We start from the raw sequence: 21,433 nt of genomic DNA on the forward strand, positions 1-21,433 counted from the left end.
GGGATAACTATCGTCGGCGGGCTGGTAGTGAGCCAACTGCTGACGCTGTACACCACCCCGGTGGTGTATCTCTTTTTCGACCGTCTGCGTATGCGTTTTTCGCGTAAAAACAGCAACCCGGTAGCAGACTTATGACAGAACTTCCCGACAGCACCCGCTGGCAGCTTTGGATTGTGGCGTTCGGCTTTTTTATGCAATCGCTGGATACCACCATCGTCAATACCGCGCTGCCTGCAATGGCCAAAAGCCTCGGCGAAAGCCCGTTGCATATGCATATGGTCATTGTGTCGTATGTCTTAACTGTGGCGGTGATGCTGCCCGCCAGCGGCTGGCTGGCAGACAAGATCGGCGTACGTAATATTTTCTTCACCGCCATCATCCTGTTCACGCTGGGATCGCTGTTTTGCGCCGGGTCCAGCACGCTCAATGAGCTGGTAATGGCCCGCGTGTTACAAGGCGTCGGCGGTGCGATGATGGTGCCAGTCGGCAGGCTGACGGTGATGAAGATTGTCCCGCGCACGCAGTATATGGCGGCAATGACCTTCGTCACCTTACCGGGGCAAATTGGCCCGTTGCTCGGCCCGGCATTAGGCGGCATTCTGGTGGAGTATGCGTCCTGGCACTGGATTTTCCTGATTAACATTCCCGTCGGCATTATTGGGGCAATAGCCACCTTAATGCTGATGCCTAACTACACGTTGCAAACCCGGCGCTTCGATCTTTCGGGATTTATGCTGCTGGCCGTTGGCATGGCGGCACTGACGCTGGCGCTGGATGGCAGCAAAGGCAGCGGGATCTCAGACATTACGCTGGCGGCGCTGGTTATCTGCGGCGTGCTGGCAATCCTTCTGTATATCAGACACGCCAGCAACAACCCGCGTGCACTGTTCAGTCTGCATCTGTTTCGCACCCCCACCTTCTCATTAGGCCTGCTTGGCAGTTTTGCCGGGCGCATTGGTAGCGGAATGTTACCGTTTATGACGCCGGTGTTTTTGCAGATTGGGCTGGGCTTTTCGCCGTTTCATGCCGGGCTGATGATGATCCCGATGGTACTGGGCAGCATGGGCATGAAGCGTATTGTGGTTCAGGTCGTCAACCGGTTTGGTTATCGTCGGGTGCTGGTTGCCACCACGCTGGGCCTGTCGCTGGTCTGCCTGTTGCTGATGACCACCGCCCTGCTCGGCTGGTATTACGTGCTGCCCTTCGTGCTGTTTTTACAAGGCATGGTCAACTCCACCCGTTTTTCATCGATGAACACCCTGACCTTAAAAGACTTACCTGACGATCTCGCCAGCAGCGGCAACAGCCTGCTGTCGATGATCATGCAGCTGTCGATGAGTATCGGGGTAACCATCGCTGGCCTGCTGTTGGGCATGTTTGGTCAACAGCATATCGCTCTCGACAGCGGCAGCACCCATACCGTCTTTATGTATACCTGGCTGTGCATTGCCCTGATTATCGCGCTGCCAGCGATGATTTTTGCCCGCGTGCCAAACGATACGCAAACCAACGCGGTGATTTCACGGCGTAAAAGGAGCAACTGATGAAGTTATGGCGACCCGGAATAACCGGCAAACTGTTTCTGGCGATTTTTGCCACCTGCATTGTGCTACTCATTAGCATGCACTGGGCCGTACGGGTAAGCTTCGAACGCGGATTTATTGACTACATCAAACACGGCAATGAACAGCGGCTACAAATGCTGAGCGACGCGCTGGGCGAACAATATCAGCAACATGGCAACTGGCGGTTTCTGCGCAATAACGATCGTTTTGTTTTTCAGATCCTGCGTTCTTTTGAACACGACAACAACGATGACAAGCCAGGCCCCGGTATGCCGCCGCACGGCTGGCGTACCCAGTTTTGGGTCATCGACCAAAACGCCCGCGTGCTGGTCGGCCCACGTGGTCCGGTTCCCGGCGACGGCACGCGCCGCCCAATCATGGTTAACGGGATCGAAGTGGGTGCCGTCATCGCGTCGCCCGTAGAACGCTTAACGCGTAATACAGATATTAATTTCGATAAACAGCAGCGCCGTACCAGTTGGCTGATCGTCGCGCTCTCCACTATCCTGGCAGCGCTGGCTACGTTTACACTGGCGCGTAGTCTGCTGGCCCCCGTCAAGCGTCTGGTGGACGGCACGCACAAGCTGGCCGCGGGGGATTTCACCACCCGCGTTGCCCCCACCAGCACCGATGAACTGGGCAAACTGGCGCAGGATTTCAACCAGTTGGCCAGTACGCTGGAAAAGAACCAGCAAATGCGCCGTGATTTTATGGCCGATATTTCTCACGAACTGCGCACGCCGCTGGCGGTGTTGCGCGGCGAGCTGGAAGCGATTCAGGATGGCGTTCGCCAGTTCACTCCAGATTCGGTGGCCTCTTTACAGGCCGAAGTGGGCACGCTGACCAAACTGGTGGACGATCTCCATCAGCTCTCAATGTCAGATGAAGGCGCCCTGGCCTACCAAAAAACCTCCCTGGATCTGATCCCGTTACTGGAAGTCGCAAGCGGCGCGTTTCGCGAGCGTTTTGCCAGCCGCGGACTGACAATACAACTCTCGCTGCCGGACAGCATGACGGTGTTTGGCGACCGGGATCGTCTGATGCAACTGTTCAATAACCTGCTGGAAAACAGCCTACGTTATACCGACAGCGGCGGCGGGCTGCGTATTTCCGCCGAACAGCGCGAGCGCCAGGTCTTACTGACCTTCGCCGATTCAGCCCCGGGCGTAAACGATGCACAGCTGCAAAAACTGTTTGAGCGATTTTATCGCACCGAAGGTTCGCGTAACCGCGCCAGCGGAGGCTCCGGTCTGGGTCTGGCGATTTGCGTCAATATTGTTGAGGCGCACAATGGGCATATCCGCGCCGCCCATTCGCCTTTTGGCGGGGTAAGCATTACAGTAGAGTTACCGCTGGAACGCGATTTACAGAGAGATGTATGACAGAGTTACCCATTGATGAAAACACGCCGCGTATTCTGATCGTGGAAGATGAACCCAAGCTGGGACAATTGCTTATCGACTACCTGCGTGCAGCGAGCTATGCCCCGACGCTCATCAACCACGGTGACCAGGTTTTACCGTACGTGCGCCAGACGCCACCCGATCTGATTTTGCTGGATCTGATGCTGCCAGGCACTGACGGCTTGACCCTATGCCGGGAAATTCGACGTTTCTCTGAAGTGCCGATCATGATGGTCACCGCCAAAATCGAAGAAATTGACCGTCTGTTGGGACTTGAGATCGGTGCCGATGACTACATCTGTAAGCCCTACAGCCCGCGCGAAGTTGTCGCCCGCGTGAAGACAATACTGCGCCGCTGTAAACCCCAGCGCGAGTTGCAACAACTGGATGCTGCCAGCCCGCTGATCGTTGATGAAGGCCGTTTTCAGGCGTCATGGCGCGGGAAGATGCTCGACTTAACCCCGGCGGAGTTCCGCCTACTGAAAACGTTGTCGCATGAGCCGGGAAAAGTCTTCTCCCGCGAGCAGTTGCTTAACCATCTCTATGATGACTACCGGGTCGTGACCGATCGCACCATCGACAGCCATATCAAGAACCTGCGGCGCAAGCTGGAGTCGCTGGACGCCGAACAGTCGTTTATCCGCGCAGTGTACGGCGTCGGGTATCGTTGGGAAGCGGATGCCTGTCGGATAGCGTAATTAAAAAAATCTCACGCTTCGCAGTTATAGGCTACAGTGTAGGGAATTTACACCTACATCGTAGCCAAAAGGACTGTCCATGGTTCAGGATGAACGCATACTCAACGCAATGCGTGAGATGTGCAATAGCAAACTGCCGCATACTGACGAGCAACGCGTCTGGCATATCGCCAATATTCCCGTACTGCTGCGCGAAGCGCGCTACGATGAGCTAGACGCCCGCTTCAACCAGGCGCTGACGGACAGCTTCACCAGCCGTGAAGCTGAAAAGCGTTACTTCCTCGCCTGGACCCAAATGTGCAACCGTTTTTATGATATGGATGCTCTCGTCGATGCAGGTCCGCAAGGATTAGCTCTCATCAAAGCCTGGCAGCACGCCCGCCCGCGCTCGACTCACGCCTGGCTTGCCGAAGCCCAGTACTGGAACCACCGCGCGTGGCTTTACCGTAGCTATGGTTGGGCAGAGGAGACGTCTGCCGCAATGTGGGTTTGCGCCGGGGCCTGCAACGAGCGAATGGTCATTGCCGCATTGAATGCTATCGATTGCGAGCCACGCCAGTGGATGGTTGCCTTATTAACCAGCACCAACACAAAAGTCTTCGGTCAACCCGACTGGTTAATTGAATTTCTTGAGGGTACCGATTTCACCGGGCAACCGCTGATGCAGGTGTTAGCCAAATATCATCAGGATTCGCCGCAGGAAATGGAAACGCTGATGGCCTTTTCCGGGCTTTCTCTGGAAGATGCAGCGTGCCCAAATCTACCGCGTCCAGCGGTACTGCCAGATTGCAAGGGCGATGCCGAGGCTGAATACTGGCTCTCTGTGTGTCTGGCTATTTTTCCGCGCGCATTTTACGCGCTGGATGAATACATTCCATTTCAGATGCCACGCTGGGGTGGTTCACACGAGGGCATTCGTGAATTTCTGGCCTCACCAACCTGCGGCCATCTTTGTGCCGCCGAGCGCGAGCATCTGGAATTATTAATCTGGTGGGACACCTGTCGCGATTTGCGTATTAAGGAACTCGAGTACCCACCGGAACGGGAAACGTTTATCGCCAAAGCCGAAGATATTGCCCAGCGGGCGCATAGCCAAAGTTCTCGTCATCATGCGCTGGAGTGGCTGTTAACCTGCTATAACGATCTGAGCGATCTCGACGCCCTGTGGTATACCATTCAACGTGCGGTCGCGGAAAACCTCAAGCTGAGTCATTACTACACCGTGTACGCGCTAAAATTTGCGCTACGCGACTTCCCGGACACCTGGTGGATTTATAATTTCTTGCACCAGAACGCCAGGCAAACCGAGTTTTACGCCGCCAGAATCTACAGCGGTTATTTCCAGTACGCGGGATTATTCGGGTTTGAAAAAGATGAAGCACAGGGCATTGCCGTACTCGATAGCGTAGCTGCACTGGAATATAACAATAACTGGCAGTCAGCCATCAAAGATATTGACTGGCTCGATCTACCGCAGCATTTTGCCTTACTGGCAGAGCTGGGTGCTCAGAGAAACCTGCCCTGCGCCTACTACTTGCAGGCCCTCGAATACAATAACCCAGACAACAATAGCCTGCTTCCTTATGATCCCGTTACTGCGCTAAATTATTTTCAGCGTGCAGCGGAGATTTTGCACCAACAGGTCGCGCTGCAAGAGAAGACCCCCTATCGACTGGTCGTTAACGCCGGATACCACGCGTATCAACATGACCTGCAGGATATTCACAGCAAAATCGCCGATTGCTACGAACGTTTAGCCCAGCAAGAAACCCATGCCGGCATGCGTTCCGTTTACGAAAAAAACCTGCTTGATAATTTACATCAGGCCGATCGGTTCGGTTCGAAGCAAGCCTGGAGCGTCTTCCTGCTGAAACTTCGCGAGGTAAACGATTTTACCCTGGCGCATTCCTACCTGAGCATCCTGGAGGAAGAAGGCTACAACGGTACGGCGGAAGCCATGGTGACGCTGTCGTGGCTGTATGGTAATAAACACGACAAGAAACTGTTCAACATGAAAGCCAGTGCGCGCTGGGCCTATTTCTTTATTACACTTTTCCCGGATCACGCGTTATTTACTGAATTATCTCCGCTACATTTCGATACCCTCGCGAAACGCTGTCGCTTTGCCTGGCATACCTCGAAAATTGCTGATTCAGAACTGCCGAATAAAGATATATGGAACAGATAATGCGCTTAATATTACTCTCCTTCTGCCCTCTGTTGCTGCTTTGCACGCCTGCCAGAGCAGAAATCACCGAGCAGCAGTTGCAAGCCGACTGCGCGAAAGTCCCTACCTACGCCAGCCAGGGTGAGCAGTTCTATAAAGCCAGGAACTATGCCAAAGCGCGTGAAGCCTTTGAAAAACAGGTGACCTGGAGCGAAGGTTGTCAGCTTGATGATAAAACCGTGGCGACAGCCTATAACAACGTGGCGCTAACCTGGATGCGTCAGGGTGAATGGCGCAAAGCGCAAGCCTGGCTGACCATTAATCCCAACGATGCCAAATCAATCTACAACCTGGGGCTTATCAAAGAAAAGTTAGCCGCATTGCCGAAAAGCGACTCCCCTGCCGGGGAATACTGGAACTACGCCGGTCTGGCAACCTGGGAAACGCTGATTGTTAAACCTACAGAGAAAAAATCAGACTTTCAGGTTGATTTCCAAGGGTATTATTTCGGCATGATGGCCCTCTATTACGGACCAAACATCGGTGAATTCTCAGAACTGGTCACGCTGAAAAACAATAAAGGCGTGATTGCACTCAGAGAGAGTGACTACATCCACTGCGATATCTCGCTGACGGTCACACCTGAAGGCATCGACGCCAGTACCGACGATCCGCAAAACTGCGGCTTCGGTATGTACGTGCGCGCCGACGGGCACTATCTGCGGGTTGATTGAACCCGCAAGGTTTACTGTCTCCTCGCGCAGCGCTACAATGCCCGCCCTTAATATGGGGGCACTCCCCTAACCGCCTCACCGAGTGAGGCGAGTCTGACCTGTCATCAGAACGAGAAAATTATGTTTAAACCGGAACTCCTTTCCCCTGCGGGAACGCTGAAGAACATGCGTTACGCTTTTGCCTATGGCGCAGATGCCGTCTACGCAGGCCAACCACGTTACTCCCTGCGCGTACGCAACAACGAATTCAACCACGAAAACTTACAGCTCGGCATCAATGAAGCCCATGAACTGGGTAAAAAATTCTATGTAGTGGTCAACATTGCACCACACAACGCCAAGTTGAAAACCTTCATTCGTGACCTGAAGCCGGTGGTGGAAATGGGGCCGGATGCATTAATCATGTCCGATCCAGGTCTGATTATGTTGGTGCGCGAAAACTTCCCGGACATGGATATTCACCTGTCAGTACAGGCGAACGCCGTAAACTGGGCGACGGTAAAATTCTGGAAACAGATGGGGCTGACCCGCGTGATCCTGTCCCGTGAACTGTCACTGGAAGAAATTGAAGAGATCCGCACCCAGGTGCCGGATATGGAGCTTGAAATCTTCGTTCACGGCGCACTGTGCATGGCCTACTCCGGCCGCTGCCTGCTCTCCGGTTACATCAACAAGCGTGACCCAAACCAGGGAACCTGCACCAATGCCTGTCGCTGGGAATACAACGTGCAGGAAGGCAAAGAAGATGTGGTGGGTAACATCGTGCACAAGTACGAGCCTATCCCGGTACAAAACGTTGAGCCGACGCTGGGTATTGGCGCGCCAACGGATAAAGTGTTTATGCTCGAAGAAGCCCAGCGTCCGGGCGAGTACATGACCGCGTTCGAAGACGAACACGGCACCTACATCATGAACTCCAAAGATTTACGCGCTATTGCCCACGTTGAGCGCCTGACCCAAATGGGTGTGCACTCGCTGAAAATCGAAGGTCGCACCAAGTCTTATTACTACTGCGCACGTACCGCGCAGGTGTATCGTAAAGCAATTGACGATGCCGCCGCCGGTAAACCGTTCGATCCGCAGCTGCTGGAAACGCTGGAAGGCCTCGCGCATCGCGGTTATACCGAAGGTTTCCTGCGTCGCCATACGCATGACGACTATCAGAACTACGAATATGGTTTCTCCGTTTCCGAACGCCAGCAGTTTGTCGGTGAATTCACCGGTGAGCGTAAAGGTGAACTGGCTGCGGTTATCGTGAAAAATAAATTCACCGTCGGCGATAGCCTGGAGCTGATGACCCCGCAGGGCAACGTCAATTTCACGCTCGAGCAGATGGAAAATGCCAAAGGCGAAGCGATGCCTGTGGCGCCGGGCGACGGTTACACCGTCTGGATGCCGGTCCCAGAAGATATCGATCTGAATTATGCATTGTTAATGCGTAATTTTGCCGGTGAGTCCACGCGCAACCCGCATGATAAGTAGTTAGTTACGGTTATTTTTCAGCGTTCGGAAGATTCTTAGAAATCGATCACATACCGTTTCGTTCAATAAGGGTATTATCCGTTTCGCTGAAAAACATAACCCATAAATGCTAGCTGTACCAGGAACCACCTCCTTAGCCTGCGTAATCTCCCTTACGCAGGCTTATTTTTTGCCTGTAATCTACCTTTCCGAAAACCAGGCGAAAAAAAACCGGGCATTACGCCCGGTCTGTGATGCGATAGAAGATTAATGTGCGGCTTCTGGCTTGTGCTTTTGTGCACTCTGGAAGCCATAGGTCAGCTCATTTTTCTCTTTATCCAGCGCTACGGTCACCTGACCGCCATCGACAAGCGAACCGAACAACAGTTCGTTGGCCAGTGGTTTCTTCAGGTTATCCTGGACTACACGCGTCATCGGACGTGCGCCCATTGCACGGTCATAGCCTTTCTCTGCCAGCCAGTCACGCGCTTCCTGACTCACTTCCAGAGAGACGCCTTTCTGATCCAGCTGCACCTGAAGCTCAACAATAAATTTATCGACCACCTGATGGATTACCTCGGTAGAGAGGTGATCGAACCAGATAATATTGTCGAGACGGTTACGGAATTCCGGCGTAAATACTTTTTTGATTTCCCCCATCGCATCAGTGCTGTTGTCCTGATGAATAAGGCCAATCGATTTACGTTCGGTTTCACGCACCCCGGCGTTGGTGGTCATCACCAGCACCACGTTGCGGAAATCCGCTTTGCGCCCGTTATTGTCGGTCAGCGTACCGTTGTCCATCACCTGCAGCAGCAGGTTAAAGACATCCGGGTGCGCTTTCTCAATTTCATCCAGCAGCAGCACCGCGTGCGGATGCTTAATGACCGCATCGGTCAGCAAACCACCCTGGTCATAGCCGACATATCCCGGAGGCGCACCAATCAGACGGCTGACGGTGTGGCGTTCCATATACTCAGACATATCAAAACGCAGCAGTTCAATGCCCAGCGCTTTGGACAACTGCACCGTCACTTCGGTTTTCCCGACACCAGTCGGACCGGCAAACAGGAACGATCCCACAGGTTTGTGCTCGTGGCCCAGGCCAGCACGGCTCATCTTGATGGCCTCGGTCAGCGCCTCAATGGCTTTATCCTGTCCGAATACCAGCATTTTCAGACGGTTGCCCAGATTCTTCAGCGTATCGCGATCGCTTTGCGACACGCTCTTCTCCGGGATCCGCGCTATGCGGGCTACCACGGACTCGATATCCGCCACGTTGACGGTTTTCTTACGCTTACTGATCGGCATCAGACGCGCCCGCGCGCCCGCTTCATCGATCACGTCAATCGCTTTATCCGGCAGGTGACGATCGTTGATGTATTTCACCGCCAGTTCCACCGCTGCACGTACCGCTTTGGCGGTGTAGCGAACGTCATGGTGCGCTTCGTATTTCGGTTTCAGCCCGTTGATGATCTGCACGGTTTCTTCCACCGACGGTTCCGTAATATCAATTTTCTGGAAGCGACGCGCTAACGCACGGTCTTTCTCGAAAATGTTACTGAACTCCTGGTAAGTGGTTGAGCCAATCACGCGGATCTTACCGCTTGAGAGCAGCGGTTTGATCAGGTTTGCCGCATCCACCTGGCCGCCCGATGCCGCACCCGCACCGATAATGGTGTGGATCTCATCGATAAACAGAATGCTGTTGGTATCCTGTTCCAGCTGTTTCAGCAGCGCTTTAAAGCGTTTTTCGAAATCCCCACGGTATTTGGTGCCCGCCAGCAGCGAACCGATATCCAGGGAGTAAAGCGTGCAGTCGGCCATCACTTCCGGCACATCGCCCTGGACAATACGCCAGGCCAGACCTTCGGCAATCGCGGTTTTACCGACGCCAGACTCACCGACCAGCAGCGGGTTGTTTTTACGACGACGGCACAGTACTTGAATAGCCCGCTCCAGCTCTTTTTCGCGGCCAATGAGCGGGTCAATCCCACCCACCCGAGCGAGCTGGTTAAGGTTAGTGGTGAAGTTCTCCATACGATCCTCCCCGCCAGCTTGCTCTTCGTTATTTGGCTGATTACCGGAGTCAGCAGACTGACTCGGTTCGTCTTTGCGCGTGCCATGAGAAATAAAATTCACCACGTCCAGTCGGCTAACTTCATGCTTACGCAGCAGATAGGCCGCCTGGGATTCCTGCTCGCTGAAGATGGCAACCAGTACATTGGCGCCCGTCACTTCATTACGCCCCGAGGACTGAACATGGAAGACCGCGCGTTGCAGCACACGCTGAAAACTCAACGTCGGCTGCGTGTCGCGCTCTTCTTCGCTCTCAGGCAATACGGGAGTGGTTTGTTCAATGAAGGCTTCGAGTTCCTGACGGAGCGCCACCAGGTCCACAGAACACGCTTCCAGCGCTTCGCGGGCCGATGGGTTACTGAGCAACGCCAGTAACAAGTGCTCGACGGTCATAAACTCATGTCGGTGCTCGCGCGCTCTGGCGAAAGCCATGTTTAAACTGAGTTCCAGTTCTTGATTGAGCATAGGCACCTCCCCCAATGTTTATGCCTGATTCAGGCTTTTTCCAGCGTACATAGCAACGGATGCTCGTTCTCCCTCGCATATTTGTTCACCATCGCCACTTTGGTCTCAGCCACTTCGGCGGTAAATACGCCGCAAATAGCCTTACCTTGATAGTGAACAGCAAGCATCAGTTGCGTTGCACGTTCTACATCATAAGAAAAGAATTTTTGTAACACGTCAATAACAAACTCCATCGGAGTGTAATCATCATTGACTAATATCACTTTATACATAGATGGCGGTTTTAGCGCGTCGCGCAATTTATCTTCCGCCAGCAGATCGAAATCCAGCCAGTCGTTCGTCTTACCCATTGTCAGTCGTCATCTTCAGTTACGGTTACCGGCAGAATAACTTGCCGCTGACAAGAGCCTATGCGCACAATCAATCTACCTCAATTATTAGATAACTATCATCTATCAGTGTCATCCGCGACATCTGTCACATATCCGACAATAGCGTTAACTGCTTCAAATTTTGATGCATTTTTACCCGATTCCGCCCGTCTGGCGCTTGACGCCCCGCCTGATTTCTCTAAATTGTAGTCTCGAGAGTTGGCGAGGTTTTGAACAGCCCCCACTCCGCCACCGGTTCATTCCATCTTACTTATATAAGATTTACGAAGGATGTCGAAGTATGGAAACGGGTACTGTTAAGTGGTTCAACAATGCCAAAGGGTTCGGTTTCATCTGCCCTGAAGGCGGCGGCGAAGATATCTTCGCTCATTACTCCACCATTCAGATGGATGGTTACAGAACGCTAAAAGCCGGACAATCTGTCCAGTTTGATGTCCACCAGGGTCCAAAAGGCAATCACGCCAGTCTTATTGTGCCCGTACTTGAAGCAGAAGCTGTCGCATAGCTCTTCTGTCTCATTGTGTACATCCTGCAGACAAAATGCCAGCCCCCAGAGCTGGCATTTTTATTTCTTTTTCAATACAACACGTTATTCCCGCGCCAGGGCATCCACCGGGTCCAGCCTTGCCGCGTTGCGCGCCGGGAGCCAGCCGAACAAAATCCCGGTCGCCGTTGAACACAAGAAAGCCGTCAACAGGGCGAAAGGTGAGAATCCGATTTCCCAACCGGGCAGGAAAAGCTGTAGCGTGAAAGCAATCAGCATCGATAAACTGATACCGAGCGCCCCACCAACGAGACACACCAGCACCGCTTCAATCAAAAACTGCTGCAGTACATCACTGGCGCGCGCGCCAACCGCCATACGAATGCCAATCTCGCGCGTTCGTTCGGTGACGGAAACCAGCATAATATTCATCACACCGATCCCGCCCACCACCAGCGAAATGACCGCCACCAGCGTCAGGAATAACTGTAAGGTGCGCGTGGTTTTTTCAGCGGTTTTCAGAACGCCATCCATATTCCAGGTGAAGAAATCTTTTTTACCATGCCGCAACGACAGCAGTCGGGTAAGCTGTTGCTCCGCCTGAGTGCTGTCAAAACCTTCCTTCACGCGAACGGTAATAGAGTTCAGCCACGATTGCCCCATAATGCGCCCGGACATGGTGCTGTAAGGCAGCCAGACCCGCAGAATTTTGCTGCTGCCAAACATCGACTGCTTCTCTTCCGCCACACCAATGACGGTGGCCGGCATATTGCCGACCAGCACGACCTCACCCACCACCTTCGCTTTATTCGGGAACAACTGGCGTCGGGTGTTACTGTCCAGCACCACCACCTGCGCCCGACCATTTAACTGCTCGGCGTTAAAGGTGTTTCCCTCGCTGAACGTCATACCATAGACATTGAAGTAATCGCCGCTCACGCCATTAGCGCTGGCTGCCACGTCGATGTTGCCATAACGCAGCCGTAGATTCTTCGACACGGCAGGCGTCACGGAACTGACCCACGGTTGCTTCTGAATCGCCGTCAGATCGTCATACTTCAGCGCTTGCTGATATTGCGGGTCATCGTCACCAAAATCTTTGCCGGGATAGATATCAATAGTATTTGTGCCGATAGCGCGAATATCGGCCAGTACCAGCTGTTTTGCTGCATCGCCGACCACCACAATCGACACGACCGACGCGATACCAATAATGATGCCCAGCATAGTGAGCAACGTACGCATCTTGTTGGCAGCCATGGCCAGCCAGGCCATGGTCAGCGCCTCGCGAAAACCACTGACAAACTGACTCCAGCCGGATGCCGTCGTTACCGTAGGTTCGGTTATGCCGTGTCCGCTGGCTGTTTTGTGCGACGGTGGATTGCGCACAATTTCACCGTCACGAATTTCAATCACCCGTTCAGCCTGCGCCGCAACCTGCGGGTCGTGGGTGACAATAATCACCGTATGCCCGCGATCGCGCAGCTGATGCAGAATGGCCATCACCTCTTCGCCGGAATGGCTGTCCAGCGCACCGGTAGGTTCGTCTGCGAGAATGACCTGTCCGCCGTTCATCAGCGCACGCGCAATACTGACGCGCTGCTGCTGGCCACCGGAAAGCTGGGAAGGTTGGTAATCCACACGATCGCCCAACCCCAGGCGCTGCAGTAACGCGTGTGCCCGCGCCAGACGCTGCTTGCGTTCGGTTCCGGCATAGACCGCTGGCACCTCCACGTTTTGCGCCGCCGTTAAATGCGAGAGCAAATGATAGCGCTGAAAAATAAAACCGAAATGCTCGCGCCGCAGTTGCGCTAACGCATCACTATCGAGCGTGGAGACGTCACGCCCCGCAACCCGATACGTGCCGCTGGAAGGCTTATCCAGACAGCCGAGGATATTCATTAGCGTCGATTTCCCCGAACCAGACGCCCCGACAATCGCCACCATTTCACCCGCCTGGATGCTCAAAGAGACGTCCTTTAGCACCTCTACCTGCCCTTCGCCTGACGGGTAGCTGCGGCGGATATGGCTCAGCTCAAGCAACGCCGTCATTGTGCCGCTCCGGGTTTCGCCTCGCTGATGATGACTTCATCACCCTCTTCCAGCCCTTTGACGATTTCCACATCGGTATCGTTACGGGCGCCGATAGAAACTTCGCGCTCGCGGGTTTCGCCGTTGCGCAGCAGCCTGACGTTATAGCGGTTGTCGCCAACAGGCTCGCCCAGCGCCGCCAGCGGGATGGTCAGGACGTTTTTGTCGTCCGTCAGTTGGATATGTACCTGCGCGGTCATTTCCAGGCGCAGGATCCCTTTCGGGTTGGGTACTTCGAAGCGGGCATAGTAGAAAATCGCATCGTTCACTTTCTCAGGCGTCGGCAGCACATCTTTGAGCGTACCTTCGTAGCGTGTCTGCGGATCACCCAGCACGGTAAACCAGGCTTTTTGCCCCGGATGCAGGTGAATGACATCTGCCTCGGAAACCTGGGCTTTAACCAGCATGGTGCTCATGTCAGCCAGCGTAAGAATGTTAGGTGCCTGCTGGGCGGCGATCACGGTTTGCCCCTGCAGGGTGGTAATTTGCGTCACTTCGCCAGCCATTGGCGCCACAATACGGGTGTAGTCGAGGTTCGTTTTTGCCGTATCAAGAGAAGCCTGATTACGCTTAATTTGTGCATCAATGGTGCCAATTTGCGCCTGTTTGACCGCCATCTGCGTGGCTGCTGTATCGAGATCCTGCTGCGAAACCGCCTGCGTTTTCGCAAGCTGTTGCTGGCGAGAAAGCGTCACCCGCGCCAGTTTCCACTCGGCCTCGGCCTGCATACGTTGGGCACGTAATTCCATCAGCGTGGCTTCGACTTCTTTGATCTGGTTTTGCGCCTGCTCAGGATCAATAACGCCAAGCAGCTGATCTTTTTTAACTTTATCGCCAATCGCCACGGACAGCGTTTTTAACTGCCCGCTCACCTGCGCCCCGACGTCAACTTTACGCAGCGCATCCAGCTTCCCGGTTGCCAATACACTTTGCTGAAGATCGCCGGGTCGCACAATTAATGTTTGATATTGCGGCAATGGCGCATTAAGCGTTCGCCAAAGTGCAATTACCGCCACAATAATGATGACGGCGAAGATAAAATAGCGTTTTTTGATTTTTCCCTTGAGCTTCATAAATGTCCCAATTCCCCCAAAACGTCCACCAGAGTGGAGTGTTAAACGTCAACGATAAATAAATAGCCGTTGAAAAGCGCCAAGAATAACAGAGTTATTGATGAATGGTTAAGATCCGCTGTGCTGAAATTACTACAAATACGTCTCAGGCTTCCATCGGATTTATATTATGAGTCAGCTAACTGAAAGCACTTTTCATTCCAGCAATCCTGTCACCAGCTTTAACCTTTTTTACAGCCTAAGCCGTGGTCAATTACGTCCCGGGCAATGCTGGGATAAACGGAGTTTTCGCCGTAAGTTTATCTGGCGTTCTTTACTAATACCCCACCTCACCAGAGAATGGATGACTGAACTGGCTCAGTGGCCGGATCTTGATAGCCTGCTCACCCGCCAGCCCCGAATCCCAGTTCGTTTGCATCGCCCTTACCTTGCCGCTAACTTCGATCGTAAAATGCGCTTAGATGCCGTGCGTTTTCACTATCATGTCATCCGCCAGACATTTTTACCTGCTGAATTTAAAGCATTGTTAAGTAATAGCGGCTTACAACTGGCACAAATTAAAGGCAAAGACGACGAAATATTTACCGTCACCATGATGATGTTCCCGGTACTGGACAAAGAGGGAGAAAGTACCATTCTGGTACAAAATGGCGCTGGAGATGTTCTGACTAAAATAACCTTTACGTTCTGCGAATATCACGGAAAAAGTACGCTTTTTATTGGTGGCATGCAGGGCAATTCACAATTGCCTCACGAGACAACACAAAAAGCAACGAAGTCCTGTCACGGAATTTTCCCAAAACGGATTGTGATGGAAGCGATTTGTCGTTTAGCCGAACGGTTGAATATAGAAAACGTGATGGCTGTCAGCAATGAACAGCATATCTTTCGCAGCCCACGTTACCATGATAAAAATAAGGTTATTCTCTCCGACTATAATGCGTTTTGGGCGTCGGTTGGCGGTGAATGCGACAGCCGCGGGTATTACCATATTCCACGCACGCTGGCACGAAAAAGCGAGGCGGAGATTGCCAGTAAGAAGCGGGCTGAATATCGCCGCCGCTATCAATTACTGGACACTATCCACGAACAGCTGTCGCTGATGTTCCGCCACTAATCAGCACGTCCGCGTGCCAGCCACAGCACGCGCGAAAACATTTTTCGCAGCAGGGTGGGAACGGCATCAACACCGCGCCGCCCTGCTTCCATCGCCACTTCAATCGCCAGATCCGGTTTTGACGAACGATGAATCGCCTTGGAGATAATTTTACGCATATTCATCGGCACATTCTCCGGGATTTGTGCCACCCGGTGAAAGACATCTGAGAAGCCCTGGCGATACATAAAGTGCTCCATATCCAGCGCGGGCAGCATTGTCAGGTGATCGCGTTCTTCTTCACGGTCGTTACTCAACAGACTGCGTACGGTGGCGGCATATTTTTTCCCGGCTTCATCGCCATCAACCAACACGTGCCACTCTATTCCCATCCGCCGGGCAAATTTCACCAGCGGCTTAAGCCCGGACTGGGCAAATTCAATCACTTTAATCCCTTCGGCATCAAAGTGATGACCGCACTGACGAGCCAGTTCGTTGATCACCCAGGTTTCCGTTTCGCCTTCCACCAGCAGCCAGCAGCGGGCAAATAATGACGATGCGCGATTAAAGCGAATATGAAAGGCAATCCGCCGCCCGTCTTCCGCGCTCAGACCGCCTGGTCCCAAACGCCAGGCGGCGACACGGGAAGATTCACGCACCAGGCGCACCACATGTTCAACGGGGGTAAGCGACAGCAATTCACCGGAGTTGGTAGTCGCCACACGCTGCAGAGGTAACAGATTCAGCAACTGCCAGGCCACTGACAACATGATGGGGTGCAAACGCGTTTCCGGATCTTCGACCAACAGCAAAGGACGGGCGTCTTTGTCCAGCCTGAGCGTACCTTTGGCCTGGAGCAACGTTGAAAACAGCCCCAGCAGGATCACGCGATGCGTACGTCCGCCAGGCTTGTCAATCATCCGGTTGATAATATCCAGATAACGCCAGCTACGCTGCTCATTATTGGAACGCCGACGCATCAGACGATAGCGAGACTGGCCCGCGCCTTGCTCAGAAAAGTAGTGTTCCAGCAGTTGTACCATCGCCGATAGCCCCTGGCGGATCTGGCCGTCCGTCAGATTTTGTGGCCGGGTTGCCAGTTCACGCGCCAGGAAATCCAGCTGGCGGGCAGTCACTTCGACTTCCGCAATATTCGGCACCGTGCCGTTGCGGATACGCCGCATAAAGCGCGCATCGCGCAGTCGCAACACCGGCATCAGACGCACGAGGTGGCAAGCCAGGTCGTTAATATTGTCGAGCGCGAGCGGACGCCCTTCGCCATCAAGGAAACTGCGCAGCGTCAGGACGCTACCGTCATCCGCACACTCGCCTTCCAGACGATAGAAAATACGGTGATAGTCATCGTGACAGGGAGACCAGCAGGCTTCCAGCGGACGAAAGCGGCGCACCCGATGACGGCCCGGCTGCGATTCACGAAAAGTAAGAATAATATGTAGATGATGTTCCCGGCCCTGGATATCGCCCGGCGGAAACCAGAAGTCTTCACGGTCAAAATGATACAAGTCCGATTCCGGTGACAGCAGCAAGGTCAGTGCATCCAGCAGGCTGGACTTACCCCACGCGTTCTCCCCAATCAGCACGTTGTTCTGCTCCAGCATCAACGACAGCCGATTAATACCACGAAACCCAACAATCTCAACGCGTTCGAGAATCATATAGCCTCCGGAAATGCTAACTTTTTCCTTCAAGTTATCAGGAGTATAGCGTCAAGCTGGCGTGCAGAACACCTGAGATCGCACAGACAGAAATCAGAACAATAAAAAATAAGAATATTCTTCTTTAAATTCACGCCAGATATTATTACAGGGGACAACCATTTGCTTTTCGCTAATTGAACTATGCTGTATTCACCTCAACACCAAAAAGGATTCACATCATATTGCCTTAAATCAAATTTTTTCATTAATTTAAGTGGCAAAGGGATGATATTTTTTTCTAGAATACACGCTCTTTAATCATCGTCCCTTTTAGCGATGAAATACCGGGCCAGGAAAACGAACCCGGAACTTTTAATTGAGGTGGTTATGTTCAGGAAATTAGCAGCTGAATTCTTCGGTACGTTTTGGCTTGTGTTTGGTGGGTGCGGAAGCGCCGTGCTGGCCGCAGCATTCCCGGAGTTAGGAATTGGTTTTGCCGGTGTCGCACTGGCATTCGGTCTGACAGTATTAACCATGGCATACGCCGTGGGACATATTTCAGGCGGCCATTTTAACCCGGCCGTGACATTAGGCCTGTGGGCGGGCGGTCGCTTCCCGGCAAAAGACGTGATTGGTTATGTTGTTGCGCAAGTTATCGGCGGGATTGTTGCGGCAGCGGTGCTGTATCTGATCGCCAGCGGTAAAGCAGGCTTTGACGCCACGGCCAGCGGTTTTGCATCAAACGGCTATGGCGAACATTCGCCAGGCGGTTATTCCATGCTTTCTGCCATTGTTATTGAAATTGTGCTGACCGCAGGTTTCTTGTTAGTGATCCATGGCGCCACGGATAAACATGCTCCGGCAGGTTTTGCACCGATTGCTATTGGTCTGGCACTGACCCTAATTCACCTGATCAGTATTCCGGTAACTAACACCTCTGTAAACCCGGCGCGTAGCACCGCGGTAGCCCTCTTCCAGGGCGGTTGGGCGTTACAACAGCTGTGGCTGTTCTGGGTTATGCCGATTATCGGCGGAATCATCGGTGGCCTTATTTATCGCACGCTGCTGGAAAAGCGTGATTAATCGATAACGAAAAAGACCTGGCATTACGTCAGGTCTTTTCCTCCCCGCTTTATTTCCTTTTATTTGCAACTTTACTCCCCTCTTTGCTTTCAGTAGTGTGTATACCCGTCATACTTCAAGTTGCAGATGTGTTGGCTGCGCTCTTTCCCCCCAGTCACGTACTTATGTACGCTCCCGGGGATTCACTCCCTTGCCGCCTTCCTGCAACTTGAATTATTTAGGTTATAGTGGCGCATTTCGTCTTACTTCTCAGCAAGGACCGGGTTTTCATGTTTTCAGGGCTGTTAATCATTCTGATTCCACTTATTGTGGGCTATCTTATTCCGCTTAGGCACAGAGCGGCATTAAAACTCATCAATCGCCTGTTGAGTTGGATCGTTTACCTTATTCTCTTCTTTATGGGTATCAGTCTGGCGTTTCTGGATAATCTCGCCAGCAATCTGCTATCGATATTGCATTATTCTGCGGTCAGCGTGACGGTCATTCTGCTATGTAATATCGCCGCGCTGTTGTGGCTCGAGCGTTCACTTCCCTGGCGGCACAACCATCGGCAGGAAAAGCTGCCATCACGCATTGCCATGGCGCTGGAGTCGCTACAACTTTGTGGCGTTGTTGTGCTGGGGTTTCTGCTGGGACTCACCGGGTTCTCATTCTTACAGCACGCCACCGAAGCCAGCGAATATACGCTGATCTTTTTATTGTTCCTGGTCGGTATCCAACTGCGTAACAGCGGCATGACCTTAAAACAGATTGTGCTGAATCGTAGGGGTATGATTGTGGCCGTCGTCGTGGTGGCAAGTTCAATGCTGGCTGGCGTGATTAATGCGCTGATCCTCGGACTGCCGCTGAAAACCGCGCTGGCGATGGCCTCGGGTTTTGGCTGGTATTCCCTGTCCGGCATTCTGTTGACCGAGTCATTCGGTCCCGTCATTGGCAGCGCCGCCTTCTTCAACGATCTGGCTCGTGAGCTGATCGCCATTATGCTGATTCCGGGCTTAGTCGGCCGCAGTCGTTCCACCGCATTAGGACTGTGTGGCGCCACCTCAATGGATTTCACCCTACCCGTTTTACAACGCAGCGGCGGGCTGGAAATGGTACCTGCGGCCATCGTTCACGGCTTTATTCTTAGTCTGCTAGTGCCTTTGTTGATGGCCTTTTTCTCCGCCTGATACAGCACAAATACCCCTCTGGCGGTAGTCACCTACCGCCAAAATTGCGCTAAATCAATCTCCCTGCAAGTAGTAGCAGAAATCCCTTTAATCCCTTCGCGCGCAGGCATAATCTTAAACATGTATATTAAATATAACTTTAAAAGGTGTGACCATGTTTTGTGTGCAATGTGAACAAACCATCCGTACTCCGGCAGGGAACGGCTGCTCTTACGCGCAAGGTATGTGCGGTAAAACAGCAGAAACCTCCGATCTGCAGGATCTGCTGATTGCTTCCCTACAAGGTCTGTCTGCATGGGCTGTTAAAGCGCGTGAATACGGTATCATCGATCATGAAGTGGATAACTTTGCCCCGCGCGCATTCTTCTCTACCCTGACCAACGTTAACTTCGACTCCCCACGTATCGTCGGCTATGCCCGTGAAGCCATTGCCATGCGTGACGCCCTGAAAGCGCAGTGTCTGAACATTGATGCCAACGCAACGGTTGAAAACCCAATGGCTGACCTGCAGCTGGTGAGCGACGATTTGGGCGACCTGCAGCGCCAGGCGGCTGAATTTACCCCGAACAAAGACAAAGCGACTATCGGCGAGAACATTCTCGGCCTGCGTCTGCTGTGCCTGTACGGCCTGAAAGGTGCGGCAGCTTACATGGAGCACGCGCACGTTCTGGGTCAGTACGACAACGATATCTACGCGCAGTACCACAAAATCATGGCGTGGCTGGGTACCTGGCCTTCCGATATGAACGCTCTGCTGGAGTGCTCTATGGAAATCGGCCAGATGAACTTCAAAGTGATGAGCATTCTGGATGCTGGTGAAACCACCAAATACGGTCACCCAACCCCAACTCAGGTCAACGTTAAAGCGACCGAAGGTAAATGCATCCTGATTTCAGGTCACGACCTGAAAGATTTATACAATCTGCTGGAGCAGACCGAAGGCACCGGCGTTAACGTCTACACCCACGGTGAAATGCTGCCAGCACACGGCTATCCGGAACTGCGTAAATTCAAACACCTGATCGGTAACTACGGCAGCGGCTGGCAGAATCAGCAGGTTGAGTTCGCCCGCTTCCCTGGCCCAATCGTGATGACCTCTAACTGCATCATCGATCCAACCGTTGGTGCATACGACGACCGCATCTGGACCCGTAGCATCGTCGGTTGGCCGGGTGTGAGCCACCTCGAAGGCGACAACTTTGGTCCGGTTATCGCGCAGGCACAACAAATGGCAGGCTTCCCGTACAGCGAAATCCCGCACCTGATCACCGTAGGTTTCGGTCGTCAGACGCTGCTGGGTGCTGCTGATACGCTGATCGACCTGGTGAGCCGCGAAAAACTGCGTCACATCTTCCTGGTCGGCGGTTGCGATGGCGCACGCGGCGAACGTAACTACTTCACCGATTTCGCCACCAGCGTACCGGACGACTGCCTGATCCTGACCCTGGCCTGTGGTAAATACCGTTTCAACAAACTGGATTTCGGTGATATCGAAGGTCTGCCGCGTCTGGTTGATGCCGGTCAGTGTAACGATGCATACTCTGCCATCATCCTGGCGGTGACCCTGGCTGAGAAACTGGGCTGTGGCGTGAACGACCTGCCGCTGTCTCTGGTGCTCTCCTGGTTCGAACAGAAAGCGATTGTTATTCTGCTGACCCTGCTGTCTCTGGGCGTGAAAAATATCGTCACTGGCCCGACTGCACCAGGCTTCTTCACGCCGGACCTGCTGGCTGTGCTCAACGAGAAATTCGGTCTGCGTTCCGTGACCACCGTTGAAGAAGACATGAAGCAGCTGCTGAGCGCGTAAGGAGTTAA

17 protein-coding genes are annotated in these 21,433 nt (G+C 53.1%); 12 read left to right on the top strand and 5 right to left on the bottom strand.

Features of this window, described 5'->3' with window-relative positions; translation table 11 throughout:
- From FDX01_RS23620 to yegQ, 7 genes are all read left to right on the top strand, one after another.
- The coding region (locus FDX01_RS23620; RefSeq protein WP_249360899.1) for a hypothetical protein at positions 1-135 on the top strand (135 nt) is incomplete at its 5' end.
- Positions 132-1,544 (top strand): MFS transporter, encoded by a 1,413-nt coding sequence (locus FDX01_RS07030; protein ID WP_137399511.1) that lies wholly within the window; start codon positions 132-134, stop codon positions 1,542-1,544. The genes FDX01_RS23620 and FDX01_RS07030, both read left to right, overlap by 4 nt.
- A complete protein-coding gene (gene baeS, locus FDX01_RS07035; protein ID WP_137399512.1) occupies positions 1,544-2,947 on the top strand; it encodes a two-component system sensor histidine kinase BaeS in 1,404 nt (467 codons plus the stop codon). Before FDX01_RS07030 ends, baeS begins: the two co-directional genes overlap by 1 nt.
- Positions 2,944-3,666 (top strand): two-component system response regulator BaeR, encoded by a 723-nt coding sequence (gene baeR, locus FDX01_RS07040; protein ID WP_115258084.1) that lies wholly within the window; start codon positions 2,944-2,946, stop codon positions 3,664-3,666. Before baeS ends, baeR begins: the two co-directional genes overlap by 4 nt.
- Before the next feature lie 79 nt (positions 3,667-3,745).
- Complete coding sequence (locus tag FDX01_RS07045) at positions 3,746-5,854, top strand: DUF4034 domain-containing protein (RefSeq protein WP_137399513.1); 2,109 nt, start codon at positions 3,746-3,748, stop codon at positions 5,852-5,854.
- Positions 5,854-6,567 (top strand): tetratricopeptide repeat protein, encoded by a 714-nt coding sequence (locus FDX01_RS07050; protein WP_168246948.1) that lies wholly within the window; start codon positions 5,854-5,856, stop codon positions 6,565-6,567. Before FDX01_RS07045 ends, FDX01_RS07050 begins: the two co-directional genes overlap by 1 nt.
- 120 nt (positions 6,568-6,687) lie before the next feature.
- Positions 6,688-8,049: a tRNA 5-hydroxyuridine modification protein YegQ gene (gene yegQ / locus FDX01_RS07055; RefSeq protein ID WP_115258081.1), complete on the top strand. Its 1,362-nt coding sequence runs from the start codon at positions 6,688-6,690 to the stop codon at positions 8,047-8,049.
- 246 nt (positions 8,050-8,295) lie between these two features.
- On the opposite strand, the gene clpA is transcribed toward yegQ, so the two are convergent.
- Together clpA and clpS are read right to left on the bottom strand one after the other, a co-directional pair.
- Positions 8,296-10,572 (bottom strand): ATP-dependent Clp protease ATP-binding subunit ClpA, encoded by a 2,277-nt coding sequence (gene clpA / locus FDX01_RS07060; RefSeq protein ID WP_096756564.1) that lies wholly within the window; start codon positions 10,570-10,572, stop codon positions 8,296-8,298.
- Between the two features lie 29 nt (positions 10,573-10,601).
- Entirely contained in the window at positions 10,602-10,922 is a 321-nt protein-coding gene (gene clpS, locus FDX01_RS07065) for an ATP-dependent Clp protease adapter ClpS (RefSeq protein ID WP_003036810.1), read from the bottom strand.
- A 322-nt stretch (positions 10,923-11,244) separates the two neighbouring features.
- Here clpS and cspD point away from each other — a divergent pair, with 322 nt between their 5' ends.
- Positions 11,245-11,469, top strand: a complete 225-nt coding sequence (cspD, locus tag FDX01_RS07070) for a cold shock-like protein CspD (protein WP_096756563.1) — start codon at positions 11,245-11,247, stop codon at positions 11,467-11,469.
- An 84-nt stretch (positions 11,470-11,553) separates the two neighbouring features.
- On the opposite strand, the gene macB is transcribed toward cspD, so the two are convergent.
- Positions 11,554-13,500, bottom strand: a complete 1,947-nt coding sequence (macB, locus tag FDX01_RS07075; protein ID WP_137399514.1) for a macrolide ABC transporter ATP-binding protein/permease MacB — start codon at positions 13,498-13,500, stop codon at positions 11,554-11,556.
- Positions 13,497-14,612: a macrolide transporter subunit MacA gene (gene macA, locus FDX01_RS07080; protein ID WP_137399515.1), complete on the bottom strand. Its 1,116-nt coding sequence runs from the start codon at positions 14,610-14,612 to the stop codon at positions 13,497-13,499. The genes macB and macA overlap by 4 nt, the downstream gene beginning before the upstream one ends.
- Positions 14,613-14,781: 169 nt before the next feature.
- On the opposite strand from macA, the gene FDX01_RS07085 reads away from it, so the two are divergent.
- Positions 14,782-15,729, top strand: a complete 948-nt coding sequence (locus FDX01_RS07085) for a VirK/YbjX family protein (RefSeq protein WP_137399516.1) — start codon at positions 14,782-14,784, stop codon at positions 15,727-15,729.
- Here the strand turns inward: FDX01_RS07085 and FDX01_RS07090 are convergent.
- Positions 15,726-17,384 (bottom strand): ATP-dependent endonuclease, encoded by a 1,659-nt coding sequence (locus FDX01_RS07090; protein WP_137399517.1) that lies wholly within the window; start codon positions 17,382-17,384, stop codon positions 15,726-15,728. The genes FDX01_RS07085 and FDX01_RS07090 overlap by 4 nt on opposite strands.
- Positions 17,385-17,753: 369 nt before the next feature.
- Between FDX01_RS07090 and aqpZ the strand changes: the two genes are divergently transcribed.
- The 3 genes from aqpZ (at position 17,754) to hcp (ending at position 21,425) form a co-directional block, all read left to right on the top strand.
- Positions 17,754-18,449 carry an aquaporin Z gene (gene aqpZ, locus FDX01_RS07095; protein WP_168246947.1) on the top strand — a complete coding sequence of 232 codons (696 nt, stop codon included), beginning with the start codon at positions 17,754-17,756 and terminating at the stop codon, positions 18,447-18,449.
- Between the two features lie 269 nt (positions 18,450-18,718).
- On the top strand, positions 18,719-19,618 hold the full coding sequence (locus tag FDX01_RS07100; RefSeq protein ID WP_096756557.1) for a lysine exporter LysO family protein: 900 nt from the start codon (positions 18,719-18,721) through the stop codon (positions 19,616-19,618).
- Positions 19,619-19,772: 154 nt separating this feature from the next.
- The gene (gene hcp, locus FDX01_RS07105; protein ID WP_096756556.1) at positions 19,773-21,425 is read left to right on the top strand and encodes a hydroxylamine reductase; all 1,653 of its coding nucleotides are present in this window, start codon (positions 19,773-19,775) and stop codon (positions 21,423-21,425) included.
- Positions 21,426-21,433: the final 8 nt, after the last annotated feature.

Origin of the sequence: Citrobacter sp. wls613, from assembly GCF_005281195.1 — a bacterium.
In the GTDB taxonomy this organism is placed as follows: domain Bacteria; phylum Pseudomonadota; class Gammaproteobacteria; order Enterobacterales; family Enterobacteriaceae; genus Citrobacter; species Citrobacter gillenii.

What these genes read in the sequence shown, in the direction of transcription:
- FDX01_RS07100 (WP_096756557.1), top strand. Translation starts at nt 18,719, where the DNA reads ATGTTTTCAGGGCTGTTAATCATTCTGATTCCACTTATTGTGGGCTAT.
- FDX01_RS07045 (WP_137399513.1), top strand. Translation starts at nt 3,746, where the DNA reads ATGGTTCAGGATGAACGCATACTCAACGCAATGCGTGAGATGTGCAAT.
- yegQ (WP_115258081.1), top strand. Translation starts at nt 6,688, where the DNA reads ATGTTTAAACCGGAACTCCTTTCCCCTGCGGGAACGCTGAAGAACATG.
- clpS (WP_003036810.1), bottom strand. Translation starts at nt 10,922, where the DNA reads ATGGGTAAGACGAACGACTGGCTGGATTTCGATCTGCTGGCGGAAGAT.
- FDX01_RS07050 (WP_168246948.1), top strand. Translation starts at nt 5,854, where the DNA reads ATGCGCTTAATATTACTCTCCTTCTGCCCTCTGTTGCTGCTTTGCACG.
- baeS (WP_137399512.1), top strand. Translation starts at nt 1,544, where the DNA reads ATGAAGTTATGGCGACCCGGAATAACCGGCAAACTGTTTCTGGCGATT.
- baeR (WP_115258084.1), top strand. Translation starts at nt 2,944, where the DNA reads ATGACAGAGTTACCCATTGATGAAAACACGCCGCGTATTCTGATCGTG.
- aqpZ (WP_168246947.1), top strand. Translation starts at nt 17,754, where the DNA reads ATGTTCAGGAAATTAGCAGCTGAATTCTTCGGTACGTTTTGGCTTGTG.
- FDX01_RS07085 (WP_137399516.1), top strand. Translation starts at nt 14,782, where the DNA reads ATGAGTCAGCTAACTGAAAGCACTTTTCATTCCAGCAATCCTGTCACC.
- macA (WP_137399515.1), bottom strand. Translation starts at nt 14,612, where the DNA reads ATGAAGCTCAAGGGAAAAATCAAAAAACGCTATTTTATCTTCGCCGTC.
- hcp (WP_096756556.1), top strand. Translation starts at nt 19,773, where the DNA reads ATGTTTTGTGTGCAATGTGAACAAACCATCCGTACTCCGGCAGGGAAC.
- macB (WP_137399514.1), bottom strand. Translation starts at nt 13,500, where the DNA reads ATGACGGCGTTGCTTGAGCTGAGCCATATCCGCCGCAGCTACCCGTCA.
- FDX01_RS07030 (WP_137399511.1), top strand. Translation starts at nt 132, where the DNA reads ATGACAGAACTTCCCGACAGCACCCGCTGGCAGCTTTGGATTGTGGCG.
- cspD (WP_096756563.1), top strand. Translation starts at nt 11,245, where the DNA reads ATGGAAACGGGTACTGTTAAGTGGTTCAACAATGCCAAAGGGTTCGGT.
- FDX01_RS07090 (WP_137399517.1), bottom strand. Translation starts at nt 17,384, where the DNA reads ATGATTCTCGAACGCGTTGAGATTGTTGGGTTTCGTGGTATTAATCGG.
- clpA (WP_096756564.1), bottom strand. Translation starts at nt 10,572, where the DNA reads ATGCTCAATCAAGAACTGGAACTCAGTTTAAACATGGCTTTCGCCAGA.